Origin of the sequence: Legionella parisiensis, from assembly GCF_001467945.1 — a bacterium.
Taxonomy (GTDB): Bacteria; Pseudomonadota; Gammaproteobacteria; order Legionellales; family Legionellaceae; genus Legionella; species Legionella parisiensis.
Genome location: NZ_LNYQ01000013.1, coordinates 1,094,716 through 1,119,316 on the forward strand (window position 1 = coordinate 1,094,716; position 24,601 = coordinate 1,119,316).

Genomic DNA, 24,601 nt, shown 5'->3' on the forward strand with positions numbered 1-24,601 from the left:
AATGTATCAACAAATACATTCGTTAAAAAATACCATTCATATTCTTTCGCGTTATGTTCCTATAGAGGAAAGAGATAACCCCGAGTTAAAACTTTGTATTGCCCGTGGGCATCAATCTACGATTTCTTTAGTTCGCTTTTTATATAAACACGATGAAACTGAGTTTTCTTCAAAAGATTATGAGTTTTCCCGAAAAAGTATTTCGGAACGCATAAAACATGGCTATCTTGATGGACAAAAAGCCATCAAAAAATCTCCCTGGGACCAACCCGTCTCACACACAGCAGGTATTGCCGTATACGATATGTCCCCCAATCAACATTTAAAAGAGGAGCCTGAAAATGAATGAAGCAGAAGTAAAAAAGAATGCTTTTGCCATGCCACTCATCAGCCCATCTTATCCTCGTGGCCCTTACCGCTTTATTAACAGGGAATTCTTAATAATTACCTATGAAACGGATATCGATCTGCTCCGCGAAATAGTTCCCGCACCCTTAGAAGTAGTAGAACCTTTGGTCAAGTTTGAATTCATTCGTATGCCTGATTCCACAGGATTTGGAGACTATACGGAATCAGGTCAGGTGATACCGGTACGTTATAAAGGTAAAATGGGAGGCTACACACATGCCATGTTTTTGGATGATCTCCCACCTATAGCAGGCGGCCGCGAAATTTGGGGATTTCCCAAGAAACTGGCCCAACCTAAACTAGAAGTCGTTCATGAAACTCTATTAGGTACTCTAGAATATGGCCCTTATCGTGTTGCTACGGCAACCATGGGTTATAAATACGAAACCATGGACTTGAAAAAAGTAGCTGAATCACTAAATACACCAAATTATTTACTTAAAATAATTCCTCATGTGGATGGCAGCGTTCGAATTTGTGAACTTGTTGAATATTATCTTGCAGATGTTGATATCAAAGGGGCGTGGCAAGGACCCGCACAGTTGCAATTAGCACACCATGCATTAGCTCCGGTAGCTAACCTTCCCATACGACGCATAGTAAGTGGTGTACATTTATTAACAGATCTCACTTTGCCTTATGGTCGTGTTGTTCACGATTATCTTAAATAATGGATTTAAACGATTTAAAAAGGACTTGGAGATCGAATATATATGTTAATTATAGTAGGCTATTTAGTTATATTACTCTCTGTTTTTGGAGGCTTCGCTCTATCTGGCGGTCATCTTGCGGCGGTTTTTCAACCCATAGAATTGCTTATCATTGCTGGAGCAGCGGTAGGGTCGCTTATTGTAGCCAACAGTGTAACGGTATTAAAATCTCTCTTAAAAGCATTGCCTAAAGTTTTTCGAGGAGAACAATCAGTTAAGGAAAATTCCAATGACCTATTAGGCCTGTTATACAATCTGTTGAATAAGTCGCGGCAGCAAGGACTGATGTCATTAGAAACAGATATTGAAAACCCTCAAGAAAGTCCGATTTTTAATGCTTATCCTTCGCTCATGAAGAAACATCATATCATTGAGTTCATTTGCGATTACTTAAGATTGATCATTACTTCGAACATACAGCCTTTTCAGCTTGAAGCGTTAATTGATATGGAAATTGAAACCCATCATGAAGAAGAAATGATCCCGGCAAATGCCTTAGCAAAACTTGCTGATGCCATGCCTGCTTTCGGTATTGTTGCTGCGGTTCTTGGCGTGGTCCATACGATGGAATCGATCAACTTACCGCCACCAGAACTAGGGGTACTCATTGCTCATGCTCTTGTAGGAACCTTTTTAGGTATTTTAATTGGGTATGGATTTGTGGGTCCTGTAGCTTCAGCAATGGAACATCAGGCCAATCAGACTCAATTGATACTGCACTCTATAAAAGCCACGATATTAGCAAGTCTACACAATAATCCACCTATTATTGCTGTTGAATTTGGACGTAAAGTTTTATTTTCTGCACAACGCCCTTCTTTTACCCAGCTTAATGAAGAAATTAAAAATTCCAAACCAGTGTCATCTTCATCTGGCTCTGAAGAAAACTCCGCTGCGGAAACGACACCGGGTTAATGAGGTTACAGTATGAGTGAAAACGGTGGTAAAGGAAAAACTGGTCCAACCCCTATAATTCGAAAAATAAAAAAGAATAAGCACAAACTACATGGGGGATCATGGAAAATTGCTTTTGCTGATTTTGTTACAGCAATGATGGCTTTCTTTTTGTTAATGTGGTTGATTGCTTCACTAAATAAAGCACAAAAAGATGGTATTTCCGAGTATTTTAAACAGCCCATGAAAATCACTTTTTTTGGCGGCGAGAACGTAGGTAATCAGCAAATTAACCTTAAGGGTGGAGGACCTAATCTCAAAGACACCAATGGTCAAGTTTCTAAAACGGAGCTGTCATCCGCACCAAATAAAAAACCCCAAAATATTCAAGTAATTCAATCCACTGAAAATGAGACACAGAAACTCGAGGAATTAAAATCAAAAATTAATTTAAGTATCCAACAAGATCCTTCACTTTCTGGTTTAAAAAATCAATTAATCATGGAGGTAGTAAAAAATGGATTGCGTATCCAATTAATCGATAATCAGAAAAAACCCATGTTTGATGTGGGCTCAGACAAACTTAATCCGGGAATGGAGCCGCTTTTTGCGCAGATCGCCAACCTACTTAAGACAGTTCCCAATAAAATTACTATTGAAGGACATACCGATGCCCATCCTTACCATAATCCAGATGAATTAGAATATACCAACTGGGAGCTCTCCACCCAAAGAGCCAATGCTGCCCGCCGTGCTTTGGTTAAGGTAGGTTTGGATCCTGATAAAGTGATGCGCGTATCCGGCTTCGGATCAACTTTGCTTCTGAACACCAAAGATCCTTTCAGCCCAGAAAACAGACGAATTAGCATCATCGTCATTAAAAAAGGAGATGAAAAACAAGTGATGAAGAGTAAATAACACTAATGACACCTTCAAAAGCAAAATAGCCTGGCTGCTTGCAACAGGGATTTTCCTGGATATATTCCAGTGGTTCAGGGCTGTGAGCAGTCAGGCTATGATAATGGTTTTAGCAACAGAGTTCTAAGCAGCAGATGCGTTCAACATCCATCGTGCTTTTTCATGCGCAGCAATACGTTCACTGAGTAAAGCTACCGTTCCTTCATCATCATGTTCCTGAGCGAGTTTAACTGCTTTGTTTAAATCTTTAACCAGAATCCCATTGTCCTGGGCCAACTCACTCACCATCTGATTCGCATCAATATTGGAGTTGCCGTCTTGAATTGTTTTTAATTGGTTCAATATAGTAAAGGTAGCAGGTGCCTTATGACCCAAAATCAGAATTCGCTCTGCAATTTCATCCACCGCTTCTGCCAATGCTCTATATTGCATTTCAAACAATTCATGCAAGCTTTTAAACTGAGCTCCCTTAACATGCCAGTGATAATTTTGTGTTTTAAGATATAAGGCGTATGTATCCGCTAAAACTATTTCCAACTTTTTAATTATTGCATCCATCATTACTCCTAACTTTATAATTCCACATCATTGTGGACGATACATTGCAAAAATTCCAGGGTTTGTTCCATTTCCACTAGAGTCAATTAAATTTTGAATCACTAATTTTCTTTTTTATTCGGTAATTACTTGTGATATTCAATAATCTACCCTAATTTCCTGAACGTCTTCATAATTCATAACGAAATTACTTATTGTGTTAAAGGTTATTTTTTGTAACTATAAAGTTCGGCGTTCGTGAATGTATCACTTGCGTAAGCCCATTTGCATTTAACTGATGAATTTTATCTCACAACGGAGTGTCTGGCATGCATCTTAGGTTAAAAAAAGTCGCGATCTTTTTGTTTACGGTAGTACTACTCCCTGCTTACGCAGGTGATATGGGGCCTGTAACATACAAAAAAGAGCAGGGTTTTTATGTAGTGGGACTTGCCACTTACAACGCATTTAATTTTAACCGAGCAGAGACTGCTTCTTTTTTTTCTCCCAATGCAATTACGCCACCAGCGGCTTCTATAGGAGATCATTGGGGATACTCCTTCGGAGTTGGTTATCGTTTCAATCCTTTTTTCCGAACAGATTTTCGAGTGCAAGGGCTGTCAGACATTCCTTTCTCAGTTACAGATGATGGAAATGAAACAGCTCACGGGCGAGTTGACACTTACACCTATATGATCAATGGGTATTTTTCTTATCCCCTGCCTATGAATCATCGCATAGAACCTTATCTCGGTGGCGGTTTAGGTGCAGCAAACTCGAAAACCAATACCATTTATTGGCCTCTAGCGGTCCAACATGAATCAGGACTTACTACCACCCGCTTTGCCTGGCAAGTCGGTGCAGGCAGCCTTTATCGAGTGACCGAGCACTTCGACATCGATATCAGCTACAGTTATCTAGCCATAGGCCAAACGAGCAATAGCGGTCAATATGATGTAATAGCCTCGAACGGTGTCCCAGCTAGTGGCGCCCCCACCAGGTTTTTGCGAGTCTACAGTAATCAATTGAGCTTTGGACTGAATTATCGCGTTTAGATTAATTGCTACCAAATAGCTTGTGGGCAGACCGTAATTAATAAACTGCTTATATCCCATATAATATATTATAAACCATTCATTGGCTTTGATATTTAATGGGGTATATTTAATCCAAATGAGCAGAAATAGAGTAATAAAAAACCCGCCATAAAGGCGGGTTTTTAAAGGAATAGGAACGAGAGAGGCTTACATCATGCCACCCATGCCTCCCATACCGCCCATTCCACCCATGCCGCCCATATCACCAGCAGCTTCCTCTTTCTTTGGCAGATCAGCAATCATGCACTCGGTAGTCAGCATTAAACTTGCTACAGAAGCAGCGTTTTGTAATGCCATACGAGTTACTTTAGTTGGATCTAAAATACCCATGTCAACCATGTCACCAAATTCACCAGTCGCAGCATTGAAACCATAGTTGTCTTTGTTTTCAGATACTTTGTTTACAATTACTGAAGCTTCGTAACCAGCGTTTGATACGATCTGACGCATTGGTGCTTCAATAGCACGACGCAGAATGTTGATACCCATGGTTTGGTCGTCATTGTCGCCTTTCAAAGAATCCAGAGCTTTTTGTGCACGAATTAAAGCAACACCACCACCTGCTACAATACCTTCTTCTACAGCAGCACGAGTAGCATGTAATGCATCTTCAACACGAGCTTTTTTCTCTTTCATTTCTACTTCAGTAGCAGCACCAACTTTGATAACCGCAACACCGCCAGAAAGTTTAGCGACACGCTCTTGTAATTTCTCACGATCGTAATCAGAAGTAGTTTCTTCGATTTGAGCACGAATTTGAGCAATACGGCTGTTGATTTCGGCAGCTTTACCTTCACCATCAATAATTGTAGTGTTTTCTTTGGTTATTACGATACGTTTTGCAGAACCTAAATCTTCTAAAGTAGCTTGCTCTAAGCTCTTACCGATCTCTTCAGAAATTACTTCGCCACGAGTCAGAATTGCGATGTCTTGCAACATTGCTTTACGACGATCACCGAAGCCAGGAGCTTTAACAGCACATACTTTAACAATACCACGCATGTTGTTAACAACCAGAGTTGCTAAAGCTTCACCTTCAACATCTTCAGCGATAATCAACAATGGACGACCTGATTTTGCAACACCTTCCAATACAGACAGCATGTCACGAATACTGGAGATTTTCTTGTCAACCAACATAATGAATGGTTGCTCAAGCTCGCAAGTCATGCTTTGCTGATTGTTGATGAAGTATGGAGAAATATAACCACGATCAAACTGCATCCCTTCAACAACAGATAATTCATTTTCAAGACTATTACCGTCTTCAACAGTAATAACCCCTTCTTTACCTACTTTATCCATAGCGCTAGCAATAATTGCACCAATTGCTTCATCAGAGTTAGCAGAAATAGTACCTACTTGAGCAATTGCTTTATTGTCTTTGCAAGGCTTAGACATAGCTTGTAATTTTTTAGTGATTGCAGTAACTGCTTTGTCAATGCCGCGTTTCAGATCCATAGGATTCATGCCGGCAGCAATTGCTTTGTAACCTTCAACGACAATCGCACGAGCCAATACAGTAGCTGTAGTAGTACCATCTCCAGCAGTATCAGAAGTCTTGGAAGCAACTTCTTTAACCATTTGAGCGCCCATATTCATGAAGCGTTGGTCAAATTCGATTTCTTTAGCAACAGACACACCGTCTTTAGTTACTGTAGGCGCACCATAAGCCTTTTCTAATACAACATTACGACCACGTGGACCCATAGTCACTTGTACTGCATCCGCTAATGCATTAACACCAGCTAACATTTGTAGACGAGCATCGTCACCAAAACGTAATTCTTTAGCCATTATCTCTATCTCCTAATGAAACGATTACTTCTCGATTACACCCATGATGTCGTCTTCACGCATCACAACCAGTTCTTTACCGTCGATTTTCACTTCGGTACCTGAATATTTACCAAACAGGACGATATCTCCAACTTTTACTGCTAAAGCGCGAACGTCACCGTTGTCTAAAATCTTACCAGCGCCAACAGCAATGATTTCACCGCGCATTGGTTTTTCAGTAGCGCTATCTGGAATAACAATACCACCTGCTGTGGTACGCTCTTCTTCCATACGACGAACAACAACTCGATCGTGTAAAGGACGAATTTTCATACTTTTATCTCCTGATTAATTAAACTTTAAAGTCAATTTGCAATGTTACTGATTGCCATATGGGGTCAAGACAAAGAGTTTCAAGGGTAAAAATAAAAAAAATTTTTGGTTTTAATTTTATTCACACTCCATGATGTTCTGATATAGTTACATATATGTTTTTACTCCTCTGTATTATAAAGGTTTTCAGAATGAGAAAATGGTTTTTACTGTTATCCTGCTATATAACTACATTTGCTCTATATGCAAACCCGCTTCCTGCTGCAGAAGTATTCCATGTCAATGTCAGTAAAATTGATCCTAATACTTTTGCCATCAATTTTCAGGTAAAGCCAAATTATTTTCTTTACAGTGATCGCATTAAATTAACTGAAAATACGAACGGTGCAATTCACTTAGGCCCTTTGCGTCTCCCACCAACAGAGCAAAAAGTGGACAAACAAGGACATAAGTATACTGTTTATCGCAATCAAGTTTCCATTCCTGTTGGAATTTTAGGGGATAAACAAGGAACAGCCTTAATTGATTTGCATTATCAGGGTTGTTCTGATGATGGTTTTTGTTATGCCCCTGAAACGAAAACAGTTCAGCTTACCATAGATGACAGTTTGGCGTTAGCGCAAGTAAATCTGAAACAGCCTCAAAATACTCAAACCGCAGACACTGAAGAATCACAAAATGACAGCATCGCTAAAATCTTTTTAAGCCACAACTGGCTACTGATTCTGCTTACTTTTTATGGTTTTGGTTTGCTTTTATCATTCACCCCATGCATTTTACCAATGGTTCCAGTTTTATCCGGGATTGTTATTGGCCACGGTAAGGAAATTACAACAAGCAAAGCCTTTTTTCTCTCATTAAGTTATGTGCTAAGCATGTCAATTACCTATTCCATCCTTGGTGCAGTAGTTGCCTTGCTTGGAGCCAATCTGCAAATTAGCATGCAATCTCCTTGGTCCATTGGCGTGTTTAGCCTGATTTTTGTTCTATTGGCCTTATCCATGTTTGGATTTTATGAATTCAAACTACCGCATTCCTGGCAGGCAAAAATACACGGTTCCAGCAATCAACGAGGCGGCCACTACCTTGGGGCAGCAATAATGGGTTGTCTCTCTACATTAATCCTTTCGCCTTGTGTTACTGCCCCATTGATTGGAGTGCTAACCTACATTGCCCAAAGTGGCAATGTTCTTTTAGGGTGCCTGACTTTGTTCGTTTTAGGCCTGGGGATGGGCACACCATTACTTCTCATAGGTACTTCCGCAGGTAGATGGTTGCCGGAGACGGGCAACTGGATGAATACCATCAAGGCACTGTTCGGCATTTTTTTTATTGCCGTTGCCATTGAGCTTGTTTCTCGAATAGCCCCCCCTTTAGCCAGCATGATCTTATGGGCATGCTTATTCATTTTTTCCGGAATTTACAGCGGTGCTCTTACATATTCTGCAACACATCGCGAGAAATTCAACCAAGGAATAGGACTTATCTTACTCGTCTATGGTTTCTTGATTTTGGTAGGCGCGAGCATGGGTGCAACAAATCCCTTACAACCCTTAACAATCCAACCAGCAAGCGCTTCCCCAGCTCGGACACAGGGCGAGCAGAATTTAAGCACGATTAAACAAGCCATCGCAGATGCTCGCGGCACACCGGTAATGCTAGATTTTTATGCTGACTGGTGTACCTCATGTAAAGTGATGGAAGCAACTACATTTAAAGATCCTCGTGTGCAAAAGGCCTTAACGCGTTTTAGTGTGATTAAAATTAATGTCACAAAAAATAACGCAGACAATAAAGCGCTACTCAATTACTTCCATGTTATAGCCCCACCTACTTTTATTTTTTTAGATACTCAAGGCAATGAGATCAACGAACTCAAATTGGTTGGTGAAATTTCTGCAAATAAATTTTTAACCATTTTAAAGAAAATAAATTAGGGAGCTGTTTATATATCGCAGGCATCCCTGCGCAGGGAGGGATATAGTCACATTGCACATTTCTTAATAGATTGAATACGATTAGTCATTTTTCCAGCTGATGTGTTGTAAAATCATAGAGTTATGATCTTTTTTTACAACTTTCCTTCCGTTGTAATGATTGGTTTGATTTCTTTTTTCTACCCCATACCCGAAAATTAATTAACCACAAATCCTAATCTTATCCCATCGTAAATTTTTTTAAGGTGTTTATGACTATTTTATAATTTTTTTGAATAAAATTTGACCCATACTCTTAATGAACTATAGTTATAAAGGCACTGAGAAACATAAGAGTCGGAGATTCCGTCTAAGGATCAGATTATGGATAATCAGCTCATTGTTAAAAAAGAAGTTTCTGCTGCAATTCCTTCAAAATATGGTTCTTTTGAACTTTCATTATTTACTACAAATCAAGATGATAAAGAACATCTTTTACTTACATTTGGAGCAGTACACAATGCAGATGATATTTTAGTACGAATACACTCAGAATGCATGACGGGCGATATTCTGGGCTCTTTACGTTGCGATTGCGGTGAGCAACTGCAAATGAGTATGAGCCAAATTGCTATCGAAGGCCGCGGCATTATTATTTACCTCCGACAAGAAGGAAGAGGAATTGGCTTAATTAACAAATTGCATACCTACAATTTGCAGGATCAGGGAAAAGACACCGTCGACGCCAATCTCGAGCTAGGTCATGAAGAAGATGAGCGCTCTTATGAAGTGGCTGCTCATATTCTAAAGGAGTTACAGATTAAATCCCTGCGGTTGCTTACTAATAATCCTCAAAAAATAGAGGCACTAAATCAGTATAATTTGAACGTTATCTCAAGAGTTCCAATAAAAGGCTCCATTCATCCTCAAAATGCTTTTTATCTATTAACTAAAAAGCAAAAAATGAATCATTTTTTTGAAGAGAATGATCTTAGAGAATTGTATGAAAAATGTTCCTCTTTATTTAAAAAAAGAAAACCTGTCGTTACCTTGGCTTATGCACAAAGCCTGGATGGATCTATTTCATTTCACCGAAAGAAAAGACTCATGCTCAGTTCCCAAGAGTCGCTGGTGATGACACATAAGTTACGTTCCGAAAATGATGCAATATTGGTTGGGGTAGGTACAGTAATTGCCGATGATCCCCTTCTCACAGTTCGCCACTATAAAGGAAAAAATCCACAAGTAGTTATTTTAGACAGTAAGCTTCGCACTCCTTTAACTGCGCGTGTTCTAAAAAACTCCAATCCACCGATCATTTTTACTACAAATCAAGCCGATCTTGAAAAACAAAAACTACTTACAGAAATGAAGGCTAAAGTCGTTGTAGTGAACTCAACTCCAGATGGTCGTACTGATTTAAGTCAAACTCTAGAACAATTATTTATTTTGGGTATTGAAACGGTAATGGTTGAAGGAGGAAGAGGCATTATTACTAATTTCATCAGTGAAAATCACGTGGATAAGGTAATTATCACTGTAGCTCCGATTTTTGTCGGTGGCATTTCTGTTCTATCAAAAGAAATTAAGGACACTTTCGGTTTTCCTCAATTAAAAAATGTACTTCAATACAAATTAGGCAAAGATATAATTATAATGGCAGATATAGAAAGGAATCTCACTTGAAAAATCATGTACTCTATTTTAATCAACCCAAACAAATCTCTGTCTTGGAAGAGTCGATTCCACGACCTCAGACAGATGAAGTGTTGATTCAAAACATTATTTCAGGAATAAGTTCCGGTACAGAAATGCTTTTTTATCGAGGGCTAATGCCAACCGATATCTGCTTGGATGAAACAATTCCTGCGCTCAAAGAGAAGCAAAATTATCCATTCAAATATGGTTATTGTTCTATTGGTAAAGTAATTGAAACAGGTAATAGAAAATTAAACCATTTATTAAATCAATGTGTCTTTGTATTTAATCCACATGAAAGTTATTTTTGCGCAAAGGAAACGCAAATTATTGTGTTACCGGAGCACATATCTCCTTATGATGCATTATTTATACCCAATATGGAAACAGCAATAAACCTAGTATTAGATGGTTCCCCTTTAATCGGAGAAAATGTACTTATTTTGGGGCTTGGAATTGTAGGCCTTCTTACTACGGCCTTATTGCAACAATTTCCGCTAGCCAGTCTTCTGGGAGTTGATTTGCATGCTAAAAGGAGAGAGCTATGTATGGAGTTAGGGGCTAGGCATACTTTTGACGCCTCCCAGTCTGATCTTCATGTGCAAGTGACCAATTACCTTAAAAACGTAAAATCAAACCCTATTGATCTTATTTATGAATTGACAGGTAATCCTGATGCACTCAATAGCGCTATTTCATTTGCAGCTTATGAAGGACGGATCATTCTGGGATCTTGGTATGGAAGAAAACCATGTGCTATTGATTTAGGAGGCCGTTTTCATCGAAATCGAATTAAAGTCATTGCCAGCCAAGTCAGTACGATTGCCTCGGAACTGCAAGGAAGATGGACAAAGGCTCGACGATTTGAGGTTGTTTTTAAAATGTTGGAGAAAATAAATCCGACACGATTCATTTCGCATAAATTTCATATCACTGATGCAAATAAAGCCTATCAATTATTGGATTCTAATCCACATGATACGTTATTTATCACATTAACCTATGGGGAGTAAATGATGCATCATTTAATGTTAAGAAAAAATTTCATTGCACAACACTTCTTGATTGGGAAAGATTTTGGCGCAGAAAATTTACGCCACTCCCACCACTATAGTTTTGAATTGGAAATTGAAAATACAAAGCTTGACCCGCTCAATTTTCTGATTGATATTGTGGAAATCAGAGCGCACATCGATCAATTAATATCCTATTTTCAGGATAAGATATTAAATGAGCTTCCTGAATTTAAAAACCAGAATCCAAGCCTCGAACTTTTTTCTAAAATTCTCTGGCAAAAATTTAATAATCACATTGAGCTTCCAGTTGACAGTCAAATCACGGTTAGATTATGGGAGGACGATATTGCTCAAGCCAGTTATCGAGAAAACAAATGCGCGTAGGATTAATTCTTTATGGCTCTATCAATACAACTACCGGTGGATACATTTATGATTATAAGTTAGTCGAATACTTACGTGCGCAAGGTGTGGTCGTTAAGATTTTTTCACAAGAGAACAAGAATTTTTGGGGATTAATCAAAAATAATTTTTCAAAAAAATTAATTAATGAAATTATTGAGTTTTCGCCTGATGTTCTTTTACAAGATGAGATGAATTTTAATTCATTATTTATCTTAAATAAAAAACTAAAAGAAATAGGAAATTTTCCAATTATAAGTATTGTCCACCTTTTACAGGCAGATGCATTGCAAAATTCTTTGGTTAAATGGTTCACTAAAAAAATAGAGGGCATCTACCTTAAATCGGTAAATGGTTTTATTTTCAATAGCATTTCCACAGAAAAATCCATTTCGAAAATTATTGGAACAAACAATAACTCCTTGATAGCCTATCCAGGTAAAGATCGCCTGCAACTTAATAGAATAAAAGATGGCTTTGGGTTTAAGTATCAGGACAAGAAACTCATGATTATTTTTATTGGTAATTTATTATATAACAAAGGACTGCACCTATTACTGCAAGCTTTATCACAAATAGATTCCCACTCTTGGCAGTTATCGATTGTAGGAAGTCTTCATTTTGATGCGAAATATACCCGTAAAATATTCAAGATGATCACCTATTTAAAACTGGAAAAAAATATAAAAATTCATGGGGCACTCGATACCAAACATTTAACAAAAGAACTTCTCTCACACCATGTATTGGTTGTTCCTTCCTATTTTGAAAGCTATGGAATTGTTTATACTGAAGCAATGGGGGCCGGTATTCCCGTTATTGCATGCAATACCGGAGGTGTACCGGAAATTGTTAACGATGCGATTAATGGATTTTTGATTACTCCTGGCGACAGTACGATGCTTAAAGAGTACATTAGCAAATTAATTAAAAATCGAGGCTTGTTGAAAAAAATGAGCCTTTCTTCTCTTGCAGCATATCAAAATTTCCCTTCATGGGATGAAACTATGGCAAAAATTCATGCATTTTTAAATCAACATAATCAAGTGGACACAATAAAAAAAAAATAATGGGAGTATACGGATAGATAATGAGCCTCCCTACCCGTGCTTGGCCAGGCGGCTCCCATAAATTGTAAAGTTTCAGTCAGGGCTGAACGCACTTCCATCCCTGTTTAGGAAAGGATCCATCCATCAAAATACTTCATAACTCAAATGCATTCACTAAGCTCAATTAAATTAATTTTCCATTGCTTTTGGAGGGATAATCCATTCTATTAAAGCTTATACATTGCAAAGGGATCCCTGCTATTCAATGATTACAGAATATGAGAACTCCTCAGATATAAAGCTCGGTACATAGGGTGAAAAAAATTTTAAGGCCCCCCATAATTCCCGTATAAAATGCAAATTTAAATAACTTAAATTTACCATAATCCTGTCGACAATATGGCTCTTAAAGAGTTATAATTCGTTCACTTTTTTTACAGTTAGAGTTTTATGAATCATAAAGTAGGATTTGTTAGTCTGGGTTGTCCCAAAGCTCTGGTAGATTCAGAACGCATCATCACCCAATTGCGTGCTCAGGGATATGAATTAGTGTCCAGTTATCAAGATGCAGGCGTAGTAGTCATCAATACCTGTGGATTTATTGATAGTGCCGTTAAAGAATCGCTGGATACGATTAAAGAAGCAATGGCAGAAAACGGGCGTGTTATTGTCACAGGTTGCCTAGGTGCCAAAGCAGAGATTATTAAAGAGGCATGTCCAGATGTACTGCATATTAGTGGTGCACATGCCTATGAGGAAGTGGTCAATGCAGTTCATCAGCATTTACCTCCACCTGCAGACCCTTTTACCCAACTTATTCCCCCTCAAGGGATTAAATTAACCCCACGCCATTATGCTTATTTGAAAATATCTGAGGGATGCAATCAAAAATGTACTTTTTGCATTATTCCTACCATGCGTGGAAAATTACAAAGTTATCCAATGGCTCAAGTCTTGACCGAAGCCCAAAAATTAAAAGATGCAGGCGTTAATGAAATTTTAGTGATTTCTCAGGATACCAGTGCCTATGGTGTGGATACACGCTATCAGCCGGTAAGCTGGAAAGGAAAAACCGTTAACACACGTTTTTATGATTTATGCGAACAATTAGGAGAACTCGGCATTTGGATACGACTGCATTATGTGTACCCTTATCCGCATGTAGACGAGATTATCCCCTTAATGCGAGACGGCTTGATTCTTCCCTATTTGGATATTCCGTTACAACATGCCAATTCGCGCGTGCTCAAAGCAATGAAACGTCCTGCAAGCAGTGAAAATACCTTGTTACGCCTTGCTTCTTGGCGAGAAGTTTGTCCCGATATTACCCTGCGTTCGACTTTTATCGTTGGTTTTCCCGGAGAAACAGAAGAAGAGTTTGAAGAACTGCTCGACTTCCTTGAAGAAGCTCAGTTAGATCGGGTTGGTTGTTTCAAATACTCTCCTGTTGAAGGGGCAAAAGCAAATGATTTAAGCGAGCCAGTACCAGAGGAAGTTAAAGAAGAACGCTATCACCGCTTCATGCAATTACAAGCAGAAATTAGCCGTGATAAGCTAGAAAACAAAATTGGTAGTATGCAAACTGTGTTAATTGATGAAGTAAATCAGGAACAAATCATTGCACGCAGCCCAAGTGATGCTCCAGAAATTGATGGTCTCGTTATTTTACCGCCAACGCCTGGAGTTAAAGTGGGATCTTTTGCAGAAGTCATAATTACAGATAGTGATGATTACGATCTTTATGCTGACTTCAAATAAATAGCCCGCGGTACAGGGGAAACTCGTGCCTTCCATTTTATTCTAAGGTCAAAGAAACATCAGGGAGATCTCTTTGGCCATCTATCACCAAGTCAGTGAACACATGAAATGGAGTTATGTTAAAGTTTTATTGAATAGTTCCTTGCACACCCTCAATATCTCCTCCTGCATGCTTCTATTATTCACAGTACCTGGACGCAATAAATTTTGATGCAATAACTGATGGTGTTTTTTGTATGCTTTTTTTAAAAAAGAGTAATATTCTTTATTTAAAACCCCTGCTAAAAACAAATGCTGGAGTTGGCTTAATGTATTTGTATATCGAGCTAAGGAAGGGTTTCCTAAATGAAGTATTAAATACTGTATTAAAAATTCCAAATCTAACAAACCACCAGAAATGGAATTGCGATCCTGATGTTGCTCCATTTTGGATCTCATTGCCAATACATCCTGTAACAAGGCAGGATTATCTCGTCCCAATAACAATACCGATTTTTTCAATTGCAAAAAAGCATGCCTAATCCTTGCGTTTCCTGTCAAAATACGTGCTTTTAATAAAGCCTGATGTTCCCAAGTCCATGCCTGATTTTTCTGATATTCAACAAAAGCATCAACATGGCTCACCAGTAATCCCGCTGCTCCCGATGGTCTAAGGCGCGTATCTACCGTATAAAGTACTCCAGATTGAGAGCGAGTAGTCAGCATATGCAAAATTTTTTGAGTTAAACGAGTAATTAATGCTTCTTCTGATATTTTTGCGGTGTGTAAAAACACCAAATCCAAATCAGAAGCGTAATTCATTTCACGGCTACCCAATTTTCCATAGGCAATGATTGCAAAGTGTGATTTGGCTCGTTCCATTTCAGGATACCGCGAACATAATTGTTCACTGGCGATTATTAAAACCTGGCTTACAATGACTTGAGCCACATCCGACAAAAATTGTCCAATGCGCACCGCATTGCAGAATCCATAAAGTTCAGCGCGAGCAGCCATTAAACAATTGGTTAGCTTAAATTGACGTAATATTTCCTCTTGTACTTCAACATCATGGTGATGCGCTAATTTTTCAATTAATAGTCTTTGTAATTGATGCAGCGACTGGGGTCGCCATTCTTGGCCCTGATCCAGCAATACTTCCAATAAAAAAGGTTGGTTTACCAGCAAGGAGGTAATAAATGGACTTTGTGCGAACCAAAACAATAATTCAGTTAAAACCTGCGGATTCTCGGTTAATAAAGCAAGATAAGCGCTACGACCCACAATATTTTCGAGCAAATGCATCACTTGTAATAAAACTTCATCCGTTTTTTTAACGTGAGTCAGTTCAGCAAGTAACATCACCATGAATCGGTCCAAACGCATTCGTGCGCCTTGTGTTAAACGTCGACAACGTGGACTATGACGAAAGGAATGAATCATTTGATAACAATGAGGGGCATTCGCAAAACCGAGGCTAGCTAGCAAATTAGTTGCCATCGTGGTTTCAACATGTCCTTGCCAAAGGCTAGCTAACTGATTTGTGAGTAATCTTTTCTCATCTTCATAATCTTTGACTTTACCAAGGACTGAATGAAAAGCATAACTGATAATCCGCTGATATTTATGCAATCTGTTAATTAAATCGTCCCAAGAAAGATACCCCATAGCCAAAATAATTTGCTCCTGCTTCACAGGATCTTCTGGCAATGAGTGTGTTTGCTGATCATTTAAGCTCTGGAGTGTGTTTTCGAGTTTGCGTAAAAAAAGATAAGCTTGTTTTAAAGCATCAGTATGCGGCAATAATTTTTCATGTTTTAAAACAGCAAGGGCAAACAAGGCATTTTGCTCTTGTAATTGCGGCAAACGTCCGCCACGAATTAACTGAAAATTCTGAATGACAAACTCCACTTCCCTGATTCCGCCTTTACCTCGTTTAATATCATCCAACCGGGGATTTATTAGCACTTCGCGCTCTATCATCGCCTTCATGCTACGTAAGGATTCAATGACACTAAAATCTACGTAACGCCGGTACACAAAAGGCACGATCAATCGCTGAAACCATGGTTGTATCTCATCCACCTTTTCAGCAATGACCCGGGTCTTAACCATCGCATAGCGTTCCCAATCACGACCTTGTTCCTGATAATAAGTTTCCATGGCCGCCAAGCTTGAAACCAGTGGGCCACTGTCACCATTAGGCCGTAATCTTAAATCTACACGAAATACAAAACCATCCGGGGTTACATTTTGTAAGGTCTGCACAAATTGCTGGACTAAACGACTGAAATAATGCTGATTATCAATGCGTTCTTCCCCGTCTGTTTCTCCTACAACGGTATACGCAAAAATAAGATCGACATCTGAAGAGTAATTCAACTCTCTTCCCCCTAGTTTCCCCATAGCCAGGGCAAATAACTCTACTTCATTTCCAGCTGCATCACGCGGAATACCATAACGCAAGGACAATCCTTGTTTACAATAATCAAGTGCATGCAAAATAAGCGCATCGGCACAATCAGACCATGCGCGCAGAATCTCCTCAGTATTGGCAATACCCGCTATTTCAAGAAGAATTAACCGCAAAAAATGCGTATTGCGGAACTGACGTAATAAACGCAAATAAGCTGCTTGTGGCAAATTAAAGGATACGTTTTTCAAAATACGAAAATAATTTTCTCGTGTCATCAAGGAACAGCATTTATCCTCCATGAGTAATGCTTTCAATAATTGAATCTGCCTGCATGCATAATCGCTCGTAAGGAGTAATTTGATAACACTTTCACGCAAGGGATGGTGCAAATCGGACAAGTGTTTTTCAATGAACCATGCTTTTGATTGCAATAACTCAGGGATTTCGATTTGCATAAATTTTCTTTTTTTCATTCCAAAATGAAGACTCTCGTTATAATATAGTCTATAAAAATCAATAACAATTCCATAAATTTAAAATGATCCGATTAATTCTGATTGCATTTATTTGTTTCTCTTCCCCGCTTTTTGCTCAAGGCGAAACCTTAAATGTAGGGGTCGAAAGCTTTGATCCTCCATTCGTCATGCAAGGAAATCATAGTCAACTCTTTGGTTTTGATGTCGATATGATGAACAGTTTATGCAAAATCATGAATAGAACCTGTACCTTTCAAGTGATGCGCTTCAACCAATTACTCGATGCAGTTGTTAATCAAAAAATAGATGTTGCAGTCAGCTCGATAACCATTACTGGCGAACGCGCAAAAATAGTTAATTTCAGCCTACCTTATCTGCAAAGCTTTTCCCGATTTTTAGAAGGAGCATCAAATAAAAAAGTACCGTTTAGCCTGGATCTTTTAAATACTAAAAAAATAGGATTGGAAGAAGGCACTGTATTTTTTGACCAGCTCATAGAGATGGGAGTAAAAAATCCCAATGTTAAGTACTATGGCGGTATACAAGAGCAACTTGCAGCTTTAAGTGGAGGAAATGTAGATATTATTCTACTGGATAATCCAACAGCAAATTACTGGGCATCCAATTCAGCAAACACATTCAGATTAATCGGTCCACGTTATACGTATGGTTTTGGTTATGGGATAGCTGTCAGCCCTGCTAATGGTGACTTATTAACAAAGCTAAACCAAGCATTGATCCAATATCAAAATTCCGATGAGTTCAAACAAAATTATAATAAATATCTGTATCAATTCTAAGCGCGTATAAGAAAAGTACCAAATCTGGAAGCTTAAGTACTATGTCACAGCTCATGAGAATTTTCTACAACCTGCACTCAAAGTAAATCGTTCGATTGGATATTAATATAAAGAGCCTAAGCGACTCCATTTGAAATAAAGATTTAATGTAATGTGTGTCCTTGAGTCAGGCATCGCGTAATGACTTGTCGTGTTATAAAATCACCCTGGCTCACGCCATACGTTGAATTAAAATGTTTTGCTAAAATGACTACCCATCCAGATAAACGGAAACTCATTTTTTTTTCCGCTTGATCGACAACAATTTCAAAAAGACCTAACGTATCACTTTCACGCTCACTAGCGTATTCTTCCATAATCACACGAGCGGCTTGTAAATCTTTGTCTCTGGTAGGCCAGTTTTGACTCATATTATTCTCCCTACAAAGCATGATTAGGTCTCTGTAATTTCTCTCGGATCTGTTTCCATCCATTATCTTAGCCAGACTGGCCTAACTTTATGTGTTCCGATGCGCACATACTACGTGATGCTGCGCGTCGGTACTCGAAATCAGACCATTTTAGCTCAAGCTGGCGTAAGGTAAACAATCTCCATTACCAAAATTACAAGAGCAGAAATAGAAACATATTGTCTCATATTTTGACCAAATTCTCAAGATGCAAGAACCCTGAGAAACATTAACCTTATTGTGTTAAAAATTAAATACCATACTCTTTACTTAACATCGTAGAATGTTTTTTCAAGACAGCATATGATATAGCTACTTATCCAAATTAAAAAATTACCCCATGACTTATCATATTTTACCCTCAATTTTATCTGCAGATCTTACTTGCCTGGGAGATGAAGTAGAGTCCGTTATGAATGCAGGAGCTGATTATATTCATTTTGATGTTATGGATAATCATTATGTACCCAATTTAACATTTGGCCCTGCTTTCTGTGAGGCTTTACGCAAACGTTTCCCGCAACTCCCTATTGATGTCCATCTCATGATTAATCCAGTTGATGCACTGATTGAATCATTCGCAAAAGCAGGAGCAAAACGAATTAGTATTCATCCCGATGCAACCATACATGTGGATCGCAGTTTAAAACTCATCAAAGATTTGGGGTGTGAAGCAGGTCTTGTATTAAATCCGGCCACACCAATTGAAGTATTAACCTGGTGTGCTCATAAACTTGATTTTGTCCTAATCATGACAGTAAATCCCGGCTTTGGAGGACAAAAGATTATCACTGAAGTTATTGATAAAATACCTCAAGTCCGCAAACTTTATCCTCAACTCGACATTTGTGTCGATGGCGGCGTGACCATAGATAATATTGCTACTTTGGCGCGCGCAGGTGCAAACCAATTTGTGGCTGGTTCTGCGATATTCAATAGCAAAAATTACAAAGAGACAATTGATGCCATGCGAAAACAATTAGCAACCATCAAAGGACATTAATTAAGAAAAATTATGAAAAAATTTATTTTATTCTTATGTGTATTTATTAGTTTCCAGACTTGCCTCGCCCTTTCGGGAGAACAATATATGGAACGTTTTAATACCTATTTGTCCTTTAGTCAAAACTTACCTCCTGCAACACCCAGTCCCTCATTTTTGGAGTTCATTAATGGAACCACTCCTTTATCGACCAAATTACGCGAAAAATGGCTGTATGAATTAGCGAAAAGTAAGGATTGGATTCGCTTTAGCCAATATTATCAGCCATCTAATGATCTCAATCTCGTTTGTTATGAGCAAATTGCAAATTACAATACAGGGAAACAACAAGAAGCGTTAAAAGCATCCATTCCACTGTGGCTAAGTGGTGATTCAAGACCACCCTCTTGCAACAGTTTGTTTGACTTGCTGCTGAAAGATAATAATTTTGATCAAAACTTAATTACTCAACGAATTGCTCTTGCTTTGGAGCGACGCAATATCCAGTTAGCGCGCTATTTATTGACGAAATACAATAAACCTCATCCCCTGGAGCTGAATGCTTTAAATGCTGTTTATCAAAATCCTGGGAATATCAGCAAGCTAAACCCTGGTGAATTAACAGATGACATCTATCTTTACGGACTGAAGCGTATGGTTTCGATTAATATGGATAAAGCGCTTAAGTTATGGCAGCAAAGCCAAACCTCGAAAATGCTGAGCCAGGCACAACAACAAGCTTTTTTAGCTCATGTAGCTCTTTATAAAGCCATGCGTAATGATGAGGATGCATTAGAGTGGTTCGCCAAAGTAAAACCACAATACTACAATGATGTGTTGTTGGATTGGCAAATCCGCTTTGCTTTAAAACGAAAAAACTGGGCACAAGTCACCGCGTTAATTAATGATTCAAAAGATAAAGAGGAACCCTGTTGGCAATATTGGCTAGCACGCTCTTTAGAAGCACAAGGGAAAAAAGCAGAAGCACATGCGCTATACGAAGCCCTGGCAAAAAATAGACAATATTATGGGTTTCTTGCAAGCCTTCATCTCAATATAAAACCCAGTTTTACCAATGAAACTCCTACAACAAATCTGGATGTATTAAAACCCTATCAAGCTTTTATTGATAAAATTCAAACGCTTTACATGACCAGGCAAATGCTGCAAGCATCACGCCTGCTCAATGATTTCATCAGTGAATTGCCTAAAAACGAGGCAAGCGCTTTAGTCTATTGGATAGATCAGAAATTACAATGGCATGGTAAATCTGTTTACTTAAGCAATAATGAGACGCTGAATAATCAGCTATCATTAAGATTTCCATTGGCATATAAAGACAGCATTGCGCTTTTCTCTAAAAAATATGGAGTTGCTCCAGAATTTATTTACGCCATCATTCGTCAGGAGAGCGGATTCAGAGACGACGCGACTTCTTCTGCGGGTGCTCGGGGTTTAATGCAGGTCATGCCTTATACCGCGAGAGTGGTCTCAAAAGCAGATAAGATTCCTTATAATGATCAAAAACAATTGTTCCTGTCTCAAAAGAACATCAATATCGGGGTGGCTTATTTAAAACAACTTGCAAAACGATTCGATAATCATCCCATACTCATCGCTGCAGCATATAATGCAGGACCAAAACAGGTGGTTTATTGGTTAAAAACGCACCCCCCTAAAGAAATTGATGTATGGATAGAAACACTTCCCTGGCAAGAAACACGTAACTACTTAAAAAACATTATGGCTTTCTATGTCGTTTATCAATACCGTTTGGGTCAAAAACCTAATCTAGGAAATTTCCTAGAACCACTATAGGATAGGATTTATAGCCTGGTTGCTTGCAGCCAAGATTTTCTTTGACTGTGATCCAATGGAGCCCGGCTACAAGCAGAAAGGCTACATTCCCCCAATTAAATGATAAATTAATAATCATTTTGATCTATAATTATACAAACAAACCAAAAAGGTAATACTCTTTATTTTCCTGTATGCCTAAAGGCGTTTTTTATGATGAAAGTTACCTGTTTTATTAGCTTGGGAATGATACTTCTACTAACAGGGTGTGGTACTCCATCAGCTTATGTAGTTGGTACAACATATGAACCAATCCATTACACTTATTCTCCTGGATATAATCCACCACAAGTAGCTTATCCAGATGTACCAGTAGATGCAGATACATCTATAGACAGTGAAGCCGTCGTCGAGCAAGAAAATGCGATTAATGCAATGAATGATTCGATTGCCGCAACCCAACAGCAAAAGGAGGCTGCTCAACAGCAAATAATTATGCAGCAACTTAATGCACTACCAAATCTTCGATAAAACTCTTACATAGTTAAGAAAACAGTATTTTAACAGATACAGTAATTCATAGCTTACGAAGTGACATTGATCGTGAATTCAATTGTGAGAGAAAAAAAAGCAAGCAATTTTGCTTGCTTAATGATTTAAATTAACGCGCCCTGCCGAAATGTGGATGAATTTGATGCTCCTCCAAGACTTCATTGAATTTATTAGCATCTTCCGGGGTAACGGAAATTGCTGGTTTAGCCACTAACTCCAGCATTATCTCTAATTCTTCTCTTGTGAATTTAGTCATCAGAGGAAGATTAGTTAATGTTGTAACGATGTCTGGCCTTTCTAAAAGACTATTATTTTCACAAATGTTTCGATAATTTTCAGCATTCAACATACCTGCTTGCTGCAAGTAGTTCATGAAATGAAACGCCCCAATACCCAATTGGCTTACCTTTAAGAATTCTTCTTTTGATGAACAGTGACTAATTAGTGATGCACTGTCTAGTAACAATAGATTTTTGGCAAAAATATTAGCATTCTCGGGATTTCTTTCAAGTAATACGAAATAGTTATTTAACAATTCGGGGACTTCTAAAAGCTTTCTCGCACCTTCATAAATTATATCGATGAATTGTTCTTGTCTTGCAAGAATATCAAGGATATCCAAATCATAAATCTCCTTTGTTAATAACAAACCAAGCAGATTGAGCGTTGTATTCATGCATGCAGGTGAAATCAAACTCGCACGAAGTTTATCTACCAAAGCGGCAGGATTGTATGCATGATCCTGAAGCTCAATAAGTAATCGAGAAATATTGAGTGACTCTTCAGGATAAGCAAGGAGTAAATTAAAACTCGATTTATCAAGCAAATCTCTCTCGTGTAGATCCCGGGTAGCTTGCACCACAGTTGAATCAGTCCTTGCAGCCTGAAATATAATCTGTATTGACACAGAATTAGGGTTGATCTCTAAATCGTTCATCACTCCCAATAAATTGACGGCCCCACCAATATTGGAGATATTTTGGGCAATAACTTTCTCAACATGTTCAGTCAGATTAATTTTAAGATCTTTCAATGCCTTAAATACGGAAATTAAACGGTTACCAGAATGAGGATATGCAGCAATAAGATTGATCATTCGAGGATCACATCCCAGACCCAATTTATTCAAACGGTTAAGAAAAACAGTACTTACAGTTGCATTTTCTTCTTTATCATTTCCTTCTCCAGGAGAAGAAGATTGCATTAATTCTCGAACAACTTCAGGCTTTAAACTTTGGATCATCGCTTGAGTACTCACACTCGTTGTCTCTATGTTTTTAGTATCATTATGTCCAGACATAAATTGTCCCTGAATTGACCTTAAAGGGCTAAAATATAACACAAACGACTAAGTTAAAGCAAATTTCATTGTTTCAAACTTGAGTTTTTAACCAATTGATGCTTTTCAATTATTGCCATAAACTCCTCTAAATTGGTTTCAGAACTTGGTTCAGAAATCAAGCGAAGCATTTGTGCTAATTCGGATTTATCAAATCCCTCGAATAAAGGAAGATTAATAAACGATTCCATGACATCCTTCTGCGTGAGGATTGAACTGTCCTGACAGACTTTTTTATAATTTTCAGAATCTAACATACCGGCTTGCTGCAGATGAGACAAGAAATGAAAAGCTCCTATTTCCAATTTACTTACCATGGATAAATCTTCTGTTTTTCTATAATCAATGAGCGACTCTTTATGTAATAGCAGAATAAGATTGGCTAGGACGTTGGCATTTCTTGGATTATTCTCAATGACACTGAAGTAACTTGCTGCGAGTTTATTTTTTGCAGTAAGTTTTAGCGTACCCTCATAAATTTTATCGATATATTCCTGGTGCGTTGAAAGAACTTCGAAACATTCAAAATAATAGAGATTTTTATTTAAAAGGAGGGTAAGCAGTCTTATAGCCGTATCCATATTTTTTGCAGAAAACTTATGGAGCTTTTCGACTATTTTCTCTGTAGGATAAGCGTGCTGTTGAAAATTAATGATTAAATCAGCAAGCAATAAAGAGTGCGCAGGATATGCAAAGAAAAGATTTAAAGTAGTCAAATCAAGGGGGGCACGCGTTTTGAGCAGCTGCATTCCCTGTATTAGCACGGTGTCTGATTGTGCACAAGCAAATAAACGTGCTAGAGGAAAAAGAGTTACATCAATTTCTTCATTGTGCATAAAATCTAATAAATTGCTCAGACTTCCTGCACAAGAAACGTTACTTGCAATGAGGTCATGAAGGGTATCATTCAATTTAATGTTGCATTTTTTTAAGCGCATGAATAAGGAGGCAAGCCGATTAATATACTCAGGATTCTCTTCAAGGGTTTTCAGCATTCGTTCATCAGGATCCAAACCTAATTTTTTTAAGAGAATCATAATTTTACCTTCTGCCGCAGTTATTTGATTAATCTTAAGATATGTCATTACCGCCTCACTGTCCTGTGCATTTTCTCTTTAGTATCTCAAATAAACATCAATGAATTTTTATTTATTATTTGGCTTATATCACCAAAAAAAGAGTCATTGAGATCAAGATAGTAACAAATAAAGTATATTTTAAATATAGTAAATAATAAAAATACAACCTCTTTCTCTTCTTATAAACCCCTCAGTAATGCTTATTTTATTTTCAATC

22 protein-coding genes are annotated in these 24,601 nt (G+C 38.2%); 15 read left to right on the plus strand and 7 right to left on the minus strand.

Annotated features, from left to right (window positions below; genetic code table 11):
- From Lpar_RS19385 to motB, 4 genes are all read left to right on the plus strand, one after another.
- Positions 1-349, plus strand: a 349-nt coding sequence (locus tag Lpar_RS19385; protein WP_237759398.1) for a DUF3734 domain-containing protein, incomplete at its 5' end; no start/stop codon positions are given.
- Positions 342-1,079 (plus strand): acetoacetate decarboxylase, encoded by a 738-nt coding sequence (locus Lpar_RS10915; protein ID WP_058517967.1) that lies wholly within the window; start codon positions 342-344, stop codon positions 1,077-1,079. The genes Lpar_RS19385 and Lpar_RS10915, both read left to right, overlap by 8 nt.
- Before the next feature lie 42 nt (positions 1,080-1,121).
- The gene (motA, locus tag Lpar_RS10920) at positions 1,122-2,033 is read left to right on the plus strand and encodes a flagellar motor stator protein MotA (protein WP_058517968.1); all 912 of its coding nucleotides are present in this window, start codon (positions 1,122-1,124) and stop codon (positions 2,031-2,033) included.
- Between the two features lie 12 nt (positions 2,034-2,045).
- The gene (gene motB, locus Lpar_RS10925; RefSeq protein WP_058517969.1) at positions 2,046-2,930 is read left to right on the plus strand and encodes a flagellar motor protein MotB; all 885 of its coding nucleotides are present in this window, start codon (positions 2,046-2,048) and stop codon (positions 2,928-2,930) included.
- Positions 2,931-3,053: 123 nt separating this feature from the next.
- Here motB and Lpar_RS10930 read toward each other — a convergent pair whose 3' ends face one another.
- Positions 3,054-3,488, minus strand: coding sequence for a Dps family protein (locus Lpar_RS10930; protein ID WP_058517970.1), 435 nt, complete (start codon positions 3,486-3,488; stop codon positions 3,054-3,056).
- Between the two features lie 308 nt (positions 3,489-3,796).
- Between Lpar_RS10930 and Lpar_RS18535 the strand changes: the two genes are divergently transcribed.
- Entirely contained in the window at positions 3,797-4,522 is a 726-nt protein-coding gene (locus Lpar_RS18535; protein WP_082650373.1) for an outer membrane protein, read from the plus strand.
- A gap of 189 nt (positions 4,523-4,711) precedes the next feature.
- Here the strand turns inward: Lpar_RS18535 and groL are convergent, their stop codons facing one another.
- Positions 4,712-6,361, minus strand: a complete 1,650-nt coding sequence (groL, locus tag Lpar_RS10940; RefSeq protein ID WP_058517971.1) for a chaperonin GroEL — start codon at positions 6,359-6,361, stop codon at positions 4,712-4,714.
- Between the two features lie 24 nt (positions 6,362-6,385).
- On the minus strand, positions 6,386-6,676 hold the full coding sequence (groES, locus tag Lpar_RS10945) for a co-chaperone GroES (protein WP_058459691.1): 291 nt from the start codon (positions 6,674-6,676) through the stop codon (positions 6,386-6,388).
- Positions 6,677-6,867: 191 nt separating this feature from the next.
- Here groES and dsbD point away from each other — a divergent pair, with 191 nt between their 5' ends.
- The 6 genes from dsbD (at position 6,868) to rimO (ending at position 14,515) form a co-directional block, all read left to right on the plus strand.
- Positions 6,868-8,613: a protein-disulfide reductase DsbD gene (dsbD, locus tag Lpar_RS10950; RefSeq protein WP_058517972.1), complete on the plus strand. Its 1,746-nt coding sequence runs from the start codon at positions 6,868-6,870 to the stop codon at positions 8,611-8,613.
- Between the two features lie 363 nt (positions 8,614-8,976).
- On the plus strand, positions 8,977-10,278 hold the full coding sequence (gene ribA, locus Lpar_RS10955) for a GTP cyclohydrolase II (protein WP_058517973.1): 1,302 nt from the start codon (positions 8,977-8,979) through the stop codon (positions 10,276-10,278).
- Complete coding sequence (locus Lpar_RS10960) at positions 10,275-11,303, plus strand: zinc-dependent alcohol dehydrogenase (protein ID WP_058517974.1); 1,029 nt, start codon at positions 10,275-10,277, stop codon at positions 11,301-11,303. The genes ribA and Lpar_RS10960 overlap by 4 nt, the downstream gene beginning before the upstream one ends.
- Positions 11,304-11,690: a 6-pyruvoyl trahydropterin synthase family protein gene (locus tag Lpar_RS10965; protein ID WP_237759399.1), complete on the plus strand. Its 387-nt coding sequence runs from the start codon at positions 11,304-11,306 to the stop codon at positions 11,688-11,690.
- Positions 11,681-12,778, plus strand: coding sequence for a glycosyltransferase family 4 protein (locus Lpar_RS10970; protein ID WP_058517975.1), 1,098 nt, complete (start codon positions 11,681-11,683; stop codon positions 12,776-12,778). The genes Lpar_RS10965 and Lpar_RS10970 overlap by 10 nt, the downstream gene beginning before the upstream one ends.
- 429 nt (positions 12,779-13,207) lie before the next feature.
- Complete coding sequence (rimO, locus tag Lpar_RS10975) at positions 13,208-14,515, plus strand: 30S ribosomal protein S12 methylthiotransferase RimO (protein WP_058517976.1); 1,308 nt, start codon at positions 13,208-13,210, stop codon at positions 14,513-14,515.
- A 114-nt stretch (positions 14,516-14,629) separates the two neighbouring features.
- Here rimO and glnE read toward each other — a convergent pair whose 3' ends face one another.
- On the minus strand, positions 14,630-17,365 hold the full coding sequence (glnE, locus tag Lpar_RS10980; protein WP_237759400.1) for a bifunctional [glutamate--ammonia ligase]-adenylyl-L-tyrosine phosphorylase/[glutamate--ammonia-ligase] adenylyltransferase: 2,736 nt from the start codon (positions 17,363-17,365) through the stop codon (positions 14,630-14,632).
- A gap of 83 nt (positions 17,366-17,448) precedes the next feature.
- On the opposite strand from glnE, the gene Lpar_RS10985 reads away from it, so the two are divergent.
- Positions 17,449-18,186 (plus strand): transporter substrate-binding domain-containing protein, encoded by a 738-nt coding sequence (locus tag Lpar_RS10985; protein ID WP_058517978.1) that lies wholly within the window; start codon positions 17,449-17,451, stop codon positions 18,184-18,186.
- A 143-nt stretch (positions 18,187-18,329) separates the two neighbouring features.
- Here the strand turns inward: Lpar_RS10985 and Lpar_RS10990 are convergent, their stop codons facing one another.
- Entirely contained in the window at positions 18,330-18,596 is a 267-nt protein-coding gene (locus Lpar_RS10990; RefSeq protein ID WP_058517979.1) for a hypothetical protein, read from the minus strand.
- A 379-nt stretch (positions 18,597-18,975) separates the two neighbouring features.
- On the opposite strand from Lpar_RS10990, the gene rpe reads away from it, so the two are divergent.
- The 3 genes from rpe (at position 18,976) to Lpar_RS11005 (ending at position 21,945) form a co-directional block, all read left to right on the plus strand.
- Positions 18,976-19,638, plus strand: coding sequence for a ribulose-phosphate 3-epimerase (gene rpe / locus Lpar_RS10995; protein ID WP_058517980.1), 663 nt, complete (start codon positions 18,976-18,978; stop codon positions 19,636-19,638).
- 12 nt (positions 19,639-19,650) lie between these two features.
- On the plus strand, positions 19,651-21,435 hold the full coding sequence (locus tag Lpar_RS11000; RefSeq protein ID WP_058517981.1) for a transglycosylase SLT domain-containing protein: 1,785 nt from the start codon (positions 19,651-19,653) through the stop codon (positions 21,433-21,435).
- A 192-nt stretch (positions 21,436-21,627) separates the two neighbouring features.
- Positions 21,628-21,945, plus strand: coding sequence for a hypothetical protein (locus Lpar_RS11005; RefSeq protein WP_058517982.1), 318 nt, complete (start codon positions 21,628-21,630; stop codon positions 21,943-21,945).
- Between the two features lie 130 nt (positions 21,946-22,075).
- On the opposite strand, the gene Lpar_RS11010 is transcribed toward Lpar_RS11005, so the two are convergent.
- Both Lpar_RS11010 and Lpar_RS11015 read right to left on the minus strand, forming a co-directional pair.
- A complete protein-coding gene (locus tag Lpar_RS11010; protein ID WP_058517983.1) occupies positions 22,076-23,266 on the minus strand; it encodes a hypothetical protein in 1,191 nt (396 codons plus the stop codon).
- A 65-nt stretch (positions 23,267-23,331) separates the two neighbouring features.
- Positions 23,332-24,390, minus strand: a complete 1,059-nt coding sequence (locus Lpar_RS11015) for a hypothetical protein (RefSeq protein WP_058517984.1) — start codon at positions 24,388-24,390, stop codon at positions 23,332-23,334.
- Between the last annotated feature and the right edge of the window lie 211 nt (positions 24,391-24,601).

Coding starts and splice junctions, on each gene's coding strand:
- Lpar_RS10990 (WP_058517979.1), bottom strand. CDS start 18,596: ATGAGTCAAAACTGGCCTACCAGAGACAAAGATTTACAAGCCGCTCGT.
- Lpar_RS10985 (WP_058517978.1), top strand. CDS start 17,449: ATGATCCGATTAATTCTGATTGCATTTATTTGTTTCTCTTCCCCGCTT.
- groL (WP_058517971.1), bottom strand. CDS start 6,361: ATGGCTAAAGAATTACGTTTTGGTGACGATGCTCGTCTACAAATGTTA.
- dsbD (WP_058517972.1), top strand. CDS start 6,868: ATGAGAAAATGGTTTTTACTGTTATCCTGCTATATAACTACATTTGCT.
- Lpar_RS10915 (WP_058517967.1), top strand. CDS start 342: ATGAATGAAGCAGAAGTAAAAAAGAATGCTTTTGCCATGCCACTCATC.
- Lpar_RS18535 (WP_082650373.1), top strand. CDS start 3,797: ATGCATCTTAGGTTAAAAAAAGTCGCGATCTTTTTGTTTACGGTAGTA.
- Lpar_RS10930 (WP_058517970.1), bottom strand. CDS start 3,488: ATGGATGCAATAATTAAAAAGTTGGAAATAGTTTTAGCGGATACATAC.
- motB (WP_058517969.1), top strand. CDS start 2,046: ATGAGTGAAAACGGTGGTAAAGGAAAAACTGGTCCAACCCCTATAATT.
- rimO (WP_058517976.1), top strand. CDS start 13,208: ATGAATCATAAAGTAGGATTTGTTAGTCTGGGTTGTCCCAAAGCTCTG.
- ribA (WP_058517973.1), top strand. CDS start 8,977: ATGGATAATCAGCTCATTGTTAAAAAAGAAGTTTCTGCTGCAATTCCT.
- Lpar_RS11005 (WP_058517982.1), top strand. CDS start 21,628: ATGATGAAAGTTACCTGTTTTATTAGCTTGGGAATGATACTTCTACTA.
- rpe (WP_058517980.1), top strand. CDS start 18,976: ATGACTTATCATATTTTACCCTCAATTTTATCTGCAGATCTTACTTGC.
- glnE (WP_237759400.1), bottom strand. CDS start 17,365: ATGCAAATCGAAATCCCTGAGTTATTGCAATCAAAAGCATGGTTCATT.
- motA (WP_058517968.1), top strand. CDS start 1,122: ATGTTAATTATAGTAGGCTATTTAGTTATATTACTCTCTGTTTTTGGA.
- groES (WP_058459691.1), bottom strand. CDS start 6,676: ATGAAAATTCGTCCTTTACACGATCGAGTTGTTGTTCGTCGTATGGAA.
- Lpar_RS11000 (WP_058517981.1), top strand. CDS start 19,651: ATGAAAAAATTTATTTTATTCTTATGTGTATTTATTAGTTTCCAGACT.
- Lpar_RS11010 (WP_058517983.1), bottom strand. CDS start 23,266: ATGTCTGGACATAATGATACTAAAAACATAGAGACAACGAGTGTGAGT.
- Lpar_RS10970 (WP_058517975.1), top strand. CDS start 11,681: ATGCGCGTAGGATTAATTCTTTATGGCTCTATCAATACAACTACCGGT.
- Lpar_RS10965 (WP_237759399.1), top strand. CDS start 11,304: ATGATGCATCATTTAATGTTAAGAAAAAATTTCATTGCACAACACTTC.
- Lpar_RS11015 (WP_058517984.1), bottom strand. CDS start 24,390: ATGACATATCTTAAGATTAATCAAATAACTGCGGCAGAAGGTAAAATT.